Annotated in this window: 9 protein-coding genes and 1 pseudogene; 7 read left to right on the top strand and 3 right to left on the bottom strand. The window is 57.7% G+C overall.

Features of this window, described 5'->3' with window-relative positions; all coding sequences use genetic code 11:
• Together ACILSI_RS26375 and ACILSI_RS26370 are read left to right on the top strand one after the other, a co-directional pair.
• Window positions 1-223: pseudogene (locus ACILSI_RS26375) on the top strand (hypothetical protein); the annotation flags it as partial.
• 18 nt (window positions 224-241) lie between these two features.
• On the top strand, window positions 242-808 hold the full coding sequence (locus ACILSI_RS26370; protein ID WP_395724917.1) for a polysaccharide biosynthesis/export family protein: 567 nt from the start codon (window positions 242-244) through the stop codon (window positions 806-808).
• Between the two features lie 54 nt (window positions 809-862).
• On the opposite strand, the gene ilvD is transcribed toward ACILSI_RS26370, so the two are convergent.
• Window positions 863-2,578 (bottom strand): dihydroxy-acid dehydratase, encoded by a 1,716-nt coding sequence (gene ilvD, locus ACILSI_RS26365; protein WP_395724916.1) that lies wholly within the window; start codon window positions 2,576-2,578, stop codon window positions 863-865.
• A 24-nt stretch (window positions 2,579-2,602) separates the two neighbouring features.
• Here ilvD and ACILSI_RS26360 point away from each other — a divergent pair, with 24 nt between their 5' ends.
• Both ACILSI_RS26360 and ACILSI_RS26355 read left to right on the top strand, forming a co-directional pair.
• Window positions 2,603-3,493: a c-type cytochrome gene (locus ACILSI_RS26360; protein ID WP_395724915.1), complete on the top strand. Its 891-nt coding sequence runs from the start codon at window positions 2,603-2,605 to the stop codon at window positions 3,491-3,493.
• A 313-nt stretch (window positions 3,494-3,806) separates the two neighbouring features.
• Window positions 3,807-4,013, top strand: coding sequence for a helix-turn-helix domain-containing protein (locus ACILSI_RS26355; protein ID WP_395724914.1), 207 nt, complete (start codon window positions 3,807-3,809; stop codon window positions 4,011-4,013).
• 126 nt (window positions 4,014-4,139) lie between these two features.
• On the opposite strand, the gene ACILSI_RS26350 is transcribed toward ACILSI_RS26355, so the two are convergent.
• Together ACILSI_RS26350 and ACILSI_RS26345 are read right to left on the bottom strand one after the other, a co-directional pair.
• A complete protein-coding gene (locus ACILSI_RS26350; RefSeq protein ID WP_395724913.1) occupies window positions 4,140-4,403 on the bottom strand; it encodes a hypothetical protein in 264 nt (87 codons plus the stop codon).
• Between the two features lie 11 nt (window positions 4,404-4,414).
• Window positions 4,415-5,017, bottom strand: coding sequence for a Y-family DNA polymerase (locus ACILSI_RS26345; RefSeq protein ID WP_395724912.1), 603 nt, complete (start codon window positions 5,015-5,017; stop codon window positions 4,415-4,417).
• 374 nt (window positions 5,018-5,391) lie between these two features.
• Between ACILSI_RS26345 and ACILSI_RS26340 the strand changes: the two genes are divergently transcribed.
• The 3 genes from ACILSI_RS26340 to ACILSI_RS26330 all read left to right on the top strand — a co-directional run.
• Window positions 5,392-6,018: a hypothetical protein gene (locus ACILSI_RS26340; RefSeq protein ID WP_395724911.1), complete on the top strand. Its 627-nt coding sequence runs from the start codon at window positions 5,392-5,394 to the stop codon at window positions 6,016-6,018.
• A 155-nt stretch (window positions 6,019-6,173) separates the two neighbouring features.
• On the top strand, window positions 6,174-6,434 hold the full coding sequence (locus ACILSI_RS26335; protein ID WP_395724910.1) for a helix-turn-helix domain-containing protein: 261 nt from the start codon (window positions 6,174-6,176) through the stop codon (window positions 6,432-6,434).
• Window positions 6,431-7,741, top strand: a 1,311-nt coding sequence (locus ACILSI_RS26330; protein ID WP_395724909.1) for a bifunctional DNA primase/polymerase, incomplete at its 3' end; no start/stop codon positions are given. The genes ACILSI_RS26335 and ACILSI_RS26330, both read left to right, overlap by 4 nt.

The following is a 7,741-nucleotide window of genomic DNA, read 5'->3' as shown; positions in this document are numbered from 1 at the left end:
CGCTGGAGGCAAGGTCGTCGGTGTTGTCCTCAACAACGTTGATCTGCGCAGCGACGCGCAGTATCAATATTACACCAGCTACTACACCTATTACTCGCCCACCAACTCGCCCGACGGTTCTGGAGGCAAAGCGCGACGCCGCAGGGTCAAGACCGAGACCACGGCCACCGCTCTTCCCTCCACCCGCCCTGTCTCACGAGGTGAGGGCGACGATGTTTTTTAATTCAAATCAGCCACGCTCATGAACCTGCGCCCAATTCTCCTCAGTCTTGCTGCCATGCTGCTTCTGCCTGCCGCCTTGCTTGCGCAGAGCGGCGAGCTGCCACTCAAGGCCAACGACCGCGTCTCCATTTCGATTGGGGGTATTCCAGACAGTGAGGTCGCCCAGATCAGCAAGGTGTACACCATCAGCGACAACGGCAGCGTCAATCTCCTCTACATTGGCGAGGTTCGTGCCGCAGGCATGAAGCCCTCCACGCTTCAGCGAACCATCGAGCAGACCTACATCGCTCGCGAGATTTACACCCGTCCCACCGTCACCGTCTCCACCGATGACAGCGCCGCCACCGCTCGCATGGTCTATGTCATCAGTGGCTGCGCGAAAAACGGTCCCATACCATGGAATTCCGGCATGACCATCCTCAAGGCTGTCGGTGCCGCCGGTGGGTTCACGCCCTTCGCCAAGCCCAGCAAGACCAAGCTCCTGCGCAACGGCGTCACCACCGAAGTCAATCTCAAGGATATCAGCGCCAACCCGGCTCGCGACATCAAGCTCGAGCCCGAGGACCAGATCATCGTGCCGGAGTAACCCTGCGGAGCGCGGACGCCCTCGTCCGCAGAGTGCATCCTAAAAGACGCTGCCTCATAGCCCCAAATCCGTCACCGCGCCCTCGCTGGCGCTGGAGCAGAGCTTGGCGAACTTTGCCAGCACACCGCGGGTGTAGCGCGGCTTTGGCTGCTTCCACTTGGCGAGGCGGTCTTTAAGCTCCTTGGCGGGGATGCCGAGGGTGATCTGTCGTGTTTCCGCGTCGATTGCGATCGGGTCGCCATTCTTGATGACGGCAATCGGACCACCAACGAAGGCCTCGGGCGTGACGTGACCGACGACGAAGCCGTGGCTGCCGCCGCTGAAACGACCGTCGGTGATGAAGGCGACATCTTTGCCCAGACCCTTGCCCATAATAGCGGAGGTGGGCGAGAGCATCTCGCGCATGCCGGGGCCGCCCTTCGGGCCTTCCATGCGCACGACGATGACGTGGCCCTTCTTGACCTTGTCATTCAGGATGGCCTGGAGCGCGGTTTCCTCGGATTCGAACACGATGGCCTTGCCTTCGAACTTGAGTCCTTCCTTGCCGGAAATCTTGCCCACAGCGCCTTCGGGGCAGAGGTTGCCCTTGAAGACGACGAGATGGCTGTCTTTCTTGATCGGGTCGCTCAGCGGACGCACGATGGTCTGGCTCTTCGGCCACACGATCTTGGAGTTTTTCATGTTCTCCTTCATTGTCTTGCCGGTGACGGTGAGGCAGTCGCCGTGCATGAGGCCTTCGGCAATGAGCATGCGCATCAGCGGCACAGTGCCGCCGATCTTCACGAGGTCATTCATGAAGTATTTGCCGCTGGGCTTGAGGTCGCCGAGCACGGGCACCTTTTTGCCAATGCGGGTGAAGTCATCAATGCCGAGTTTCACGCCTGCTGCATGCGCCATGGCGATGAGATGCAACACGGCGTTCGTGCTGCCGCCGAGCGTGATGATGAGCGTGATGGCATTTTCAAAGGCCTCTTTCGTCATGATGTCTCGGGGCGTGATACCGCGTTTGATCATGTTCATGACGGCCGCCCCGGCGTCGAAGCAGTCGATGAGCTTGTCGCTGCTCACGGCAGCCTGGGCACCACTGTTGGGAAGGCTCATGCCCATGGCTTCGATGGCGCTGGCCATTGTGTTGGCCGTGTACATGCCCCCGCAGCTTCCTTCGCCAGGGATGGAATGCTCTTCGATGTCGATCAGTTCCTTGTCGCTGATGAGGCAGTTGGCGTGCTTACCGACGGCTTCAAAGACGGTGACGATGTCCGCGTCCTTCTTCTCCACGCCGACACAGCCGGGGAGGATGGTGCCACCATAGACAAAGACCGCCGGGCGGTTCATGCGGGCGATGGCAATCATGCAGCCGGGCATGTTTTTGTCACAACCACCGATGGCGACATAGCCGTCGAGTCCTTCGCAGCCGACGACGGTTTCGATGGAGTCCGCGATGACCTCACGTGACACGAGCGAGTACTTCATGCCCTCGGTGCCCATCGAGATCCCATCGGAGATGGTGATGGTGTTGAAGATGACGCTCTTGCCACCCGCAGCATCCACGCCCTTCGCGGATTCCTTGGCGAGGCGGTCGATGTGCATGTTGCACGGCGTCACCATGCTCCAGGTGCTGGCGATGCCGATCTGCGACTTCTTGAAGTCCTCGCGCTTGAAGCCCACGGCGTGCAGCATCGCGCGGCTGGCGGCGCGCTCCGCACCATCGACGACGATGGCGCTGTGTTTGCGGTGAAGGGATTCTTTGGAGGCGGCTTTTTTCGGCATGACGTGGTGTGGTGGGAGACCAAAATGGCAGACGCCCGCCTGCGTGCAAGCTGCCTTTGCGGCAGCTCTCGCACAGCGTTTGGCAAGAACCGTATGGTCTCCGCTCCTTTTCAGCGCGATGAAGTACGGGTGAAAATCCACGCCTCATTCGCCCTGCTCGCCATCGCCTCTGCCCTGACGGCGGCAGATCCTGTGGAGCCGCTGAATTTCAACCTCTACATGCAGGGTAAGTATGTTTATGAGCGCAACTGCATCGTCTGCCACGGGCCGCGTGGCGATGGCAATGGCGAGATGAGTCCCACGCTGAGTCCCAAGCCGCGCTCTTTTCGCGAAGGCATGTTCAAATTCCGCACCACGCCGCATGGCATGCTGCCCACGGACGACGATCTGCGCCGCACCATCACTCGCGGCCTTAGCGGCACCGCCATGGGCATGTTCAGCCACCTTTCGTCTGAGGAAGTGGATGCCGTTATTACCTATGTGAAGTCCTTCTCCCGCCGCTGGCGCAAGGCGGAAAATCACTCGCCCGCTGTGTCCCTGCCGCCGCCGCCTGCGTGGTTCAAAAAGCCTGTGGATATCAAAGTCCACGCGCAATCCGGCCAAAAACTCTTCGCCACAAATTGCGCCGCATGTCATGGAGAGAAGGCAGATGGCAAAGGGCCTGCGGCCATGGCTTTGAAGGACATCTGGGGCTTGCCGGCCGCTCCTTCCGACCTGCGCCTGCCGCATCCGAGGTGTGGTGACTCGCCTGCGGACATTTTTCGGGTTCTCGCCACCGGACTGAACGGCACGCCAATGGTTAGCTTCGACAAGGTTCTCACGGAAGAACAGCGTTGGGACATTATCGCGCATCTCATGAGCATTCGCCTGCCGTCTGGGCCTGTCTTGGGCGCGTCGCCGCCGACTTCTCAGTAGCTTCGATTGGCAATGGAGTTCTGGCGGGGGAGATTCTTGCCGATGCGCTCTGAAACCGTTGATTTCAGGAGTAACTTCGCAGAATCGGGTTTTCTGGGTCTGGCGAGAATTAGCGGGAATCTGAAGTGCTGCTGTCATAATTTGTCCTGCCACATCCCAAACCTCCTGCAAATATCTGCGAGGGTGTGTAAGGGTGCAACCAATCCACAAATCAAGAGGTGCTAGAATAGTTGTCCCATCAACCAGTTGCGCAACGAACTGCATTCATTTGCGTGGCAATGTAGGTGCTGGCGTTGACACGTCATCCATGGCGATGAATACGCCACAAACCTCCCCTGAGCCTCAGTCCGCCATTCCACCTGAAACCTCCCTTTGGACCATTGATGACGTTGCCCGCTATGCGCGATGCAGCGTCCGCCATGTCACCACGCTGCGCGAGCAGAAGGGGCTGCCTTTTCGCAAACTCGGGCATCTGGTGCGCTTCAGCCCCGAGTCCGTGAAGCGGTGGTTTGAGGATTGATGTCGCAGGTTTGATCACTTATTTGCGGGCATTGCTGGGTCTTCGAGAGGCCGCTTCACTTCGGCAAATCCTATTTCTTTAACACCTTCGCCACCGAGAGAACGAATCTTCAGCCCCTTCACCAGTTCAAAGCGGCAGCAGAAATTGATCTCGTGTGGGCGGAACCAGCGTGGAAAGACCGATCCCCAGCAACCTCAATGGACGCTTCACCAATTGATTTTTTGCCAAAAGGAAGCAGGCCAGGTGGTAAATCTCAACCGCGGTCGTGGCAGGTTCTTGAAGACGGATTTGGCGGGTGAACGTGGTGAAATCGCTATACCTCACTTTCACTTGGACCGTAAGTGCTGCGACACCTTCAGCATCGAGCGTTTGGGCTACATCAGACGCCATTTCCTTGAGAGCTACACGCAATGTTGGCCGGTGTCTGTGTCGGTTAAAAAGGTGGTTTCGGCACTGATGCTCTTTCGTTCATCACTCAGATCCACCGGCCGATCATCAATCCCCAAGGCACGTTGTTTCAGTGTGCCGGCAAATGAACCAACAACGGATTCAAGATCGAGGTTGGTGTTTTGCAGGTCACCAATGGTTTGAATTCCTTTGGCCTGGAGTGCTTGAGCTGTGACCGGTCCGACACCGTGACTTGCTCCGACCGGCAGAGGTTTCAAGAACTCCACCTTTTCCTCGTCACGAATGACCGTCAGTCCAGCCGGCTTTTGAAAACCACTCCCCAGCTTGGCGAGGAACTTGTTGCAGCTCACCCCAATGCTTGATGTGAGTCCACGTTCCTCTTTGATGCGTTGTTTGATCTCGCGAGCCAACGCTACTTCATCCCCCATTTCACTGACGTCCAGGTATGCTTCATCTACTGACATCCGCTCGACCAGTGGAGTAATGCTCCGCAGTATCTCCATGATGAGAGCGGATTCAGCGCGGTAAAACTCCATCCGGGGACGAACAAAAAAAATGCCATGCGGACAGAGCTTTGCAGCGGTTCGAGAAGGCATGGCAGACCGGACCTTGAACTACCTGACCTCATAGCTGCGAATGGGACAAAACAGGCGGCATGTTTGTCCACCCAGACTTGACTTCAACGGGGCCGCACTCGTGGAAGTGCGGATGGCCAGCAAGGGCGAGCAATACAGCAGCCGCTGCATCTGATTGAGGAACCGTAGATGATGCGTGATTCCTCGTATTCATGAGGCTTCCAGCGTAGCAGGACTTTCCAAAGGCCGCAAGAATTCGCGAGGATGCACGAGGGTTTGCATTAGATTTGCATGAGATTGCCGCAGGGTTTCGCAGGATGTGCAGCTGCCGCGGTCGAGACATGAGTCAGGGATTTTGCATTTGATCAGGAACCAGACCGGGCCAAAGAAGCGGAATGCGCATACTGCTCGGCCCCCACCCCAAGGACAGCCCCGAGGCATTGGAACTCGAAGTGGCAGACAAGCCGTTCGCCACTGCATTTGAAGTTGCTGATCTTGCCGTGCGTCTGGCTCAATTGAAGGGGAAGACGGAGCCTGATGTCGACGGCGCGGCAACGCTGTTGATGCGGGCCTGGAAGAAGTGCAAAAGCTTGACCCCACTCGAGAGCAACGGCCTCCATCTCGCGTTCGATGTGAACACAGGTGCCGCAGTTGCGCTCGCGTCACCAGTTCATCACGACAAAGATTTCCCCGGTGCCGAATTGATAAGCGAACCTTCAACCTATCCAGTCGATTTGGATGCGGCAGTTCGATTAATCAGCGGTGAATACAGCCGCGAGAGGAGACGGGAATTCCTGCTGAGGCTGGAGAATTACCTGCGGAAAGCCACCGGGCGGCCGTTGGTGGACGAAGTCCAGTCGTCGTTCCCGATAAAAGACCGCGCAGATTTCTGGACCCTGGCCAGACGACTTGCGCCGCACTGCCCCAGGAATGCGAAATACTACCGGAGCGGTGGAGTTAAAAAAGGCTCAGCGCGGAAATCCCGGCCAGAAAAATCGCGCAAAGTCAAAAAAAACTCTTGACCCATCAGCCGGAAAAATCTGGCAAATCCGGTCAGGAATCTCGCAAGTCGGTATCAAGTTCTGACATGAACGGATTGCCGCCTTGCAAGCAGCGTGGCTAGTCTTGCAAAGACGGCTCAAAACCTTGCAACGGGCCAGTCTGGCAAGTTGCGCGCATGAACAAAAAACCATGCGACAAGAAGCCCATACCCAATGCACAAGCCGGCGAACCCGAGTGGCTGCGGGTGACTGATGTGAAGCGGATGTTCGGCATTTCCAAGCCGAAGATTTATCTGCTGATTCATGAAGGCAAGGTGCGCTCGGCGGCACTTCGCGGACCGAAGAAACTCCGGGGCACCCGATTGATCTCGCTCGCCTCGCTTCGGGCCCACATCGAGGCCATGGCCGATGAGCAGGCAAAGGAGGTGCGGCCATGAAACCCGACTGGCCCAAGATCCGCGCTCATTACGAGCAGACGGGAGAATCGCTTCGCGCCGTGGCGGAGCGGTTCGCCGTGTCCATCTCCACGCTTTTCAAGAAAGCGGCACGCGACAAATGGAAGCAAAACGGCGGTGTTGCTTCCTTTGGAGTGGAAGCAAATGGAAGCAGACAGGAAGCAAATGGAAGCAAGGCACTCTCTGCTTCCATTTCGGATGGAAGCAGACAGGAAGCAAATAGAAGCAAAACAGTGTCTGCTTCCATTTCGAGTGGAAGCAAAGTTGAGGCGAATGGAAGTAAGTATCCATTTGCTTCCATTCTTGCTTCCACTGTTGGCGGCAGCTTCCAAATCCCGGCCGCCATCAATGATTGGGATCGGCTGACTGCTTCACGCTACTACCTTGAAGAACTCGGTTGGGCCGTGCATCAGCTTTATCCGCCGGACAAGGGCGACGACAAAGAACGCGGCAAGAAGCCCGCCTGCAAGGGGTGGCGTGATCACAAGGCCTCCGATGTCACCACTGCCGACCTTGCGAAAGTCTTCGGTCCTCATACCTCCAACAATCTGGGCGTCGTGGTGCGTCCGCCCTTCGTGGCCGTGGACCTAGACAGCAAGGCGGACTCAGGCGATTCGGTCCGCGCCTGGCTTGCGGAACATTCCCGCCTTGCCGACGTGCCGCGTGAGCGCACCGGTGGCGGCGCGCATCTGCATTTCATCTGCCGCGATCTCCCACTGCACCTCCTCAAGTCGCGCAAACCACCAACCGTGCAAATCAACGCCAAGGTGAGCGCCGAGCTCTATCTCAATGGCTTTAACCTCGTTGTCGCGCCTTCCATTCATCGCACTGGCCATCGCTACACCTGGGAAGTGACCGGCCCAATTCCCGAAGTTCGCTGGGCTGACCTCAACACCGTCTTTGGCTTCGAGCACCCCGCTTCGAAAAGCGAGTCTACCACCCCTGGCAAAAAAGACAAAACCTGGTGGACCGCCTTCAAGGGTGATCTCGCCACACTGAACATTCTCGCACTGTTCCGCAGCGCCGACCGGTTGGGCGACTGCCTCGATCCCGATCAATCCAAGTGGGCGGTTCGTTGCCCCTGGGAACACGAGCACTCCGGCGATCTCAAAGGCGAGGCTGGCAGCGACACCGTCATCTTTTCTGGCAGGCCACCCGGTTTCAAATGCTTGCACGCCCATTGTGCAGAGCGCGGCATGGAGCAAGTTTGTGCCTGGTTTGAAAACACCCATCCAGGTGCCATCGACGACCACTGCCAGCAGCTAAGAGGCACCTTTGCCCAGGAAACT

The organism is Prosthecobacter sp. (assembly GCF_044232965.1).
GTDB lineage: Bacteria > Verrucomicrobiota > Verrucomicrobiia > Verrucomicrobiales > Verrucomicrobiaceae > Prosthecobacter.
The sequence above is the reverse complement of the archived record's forward strand: the minus strand, read 5'-3'. Positions and strand labels throughout refer to the sequence as shown.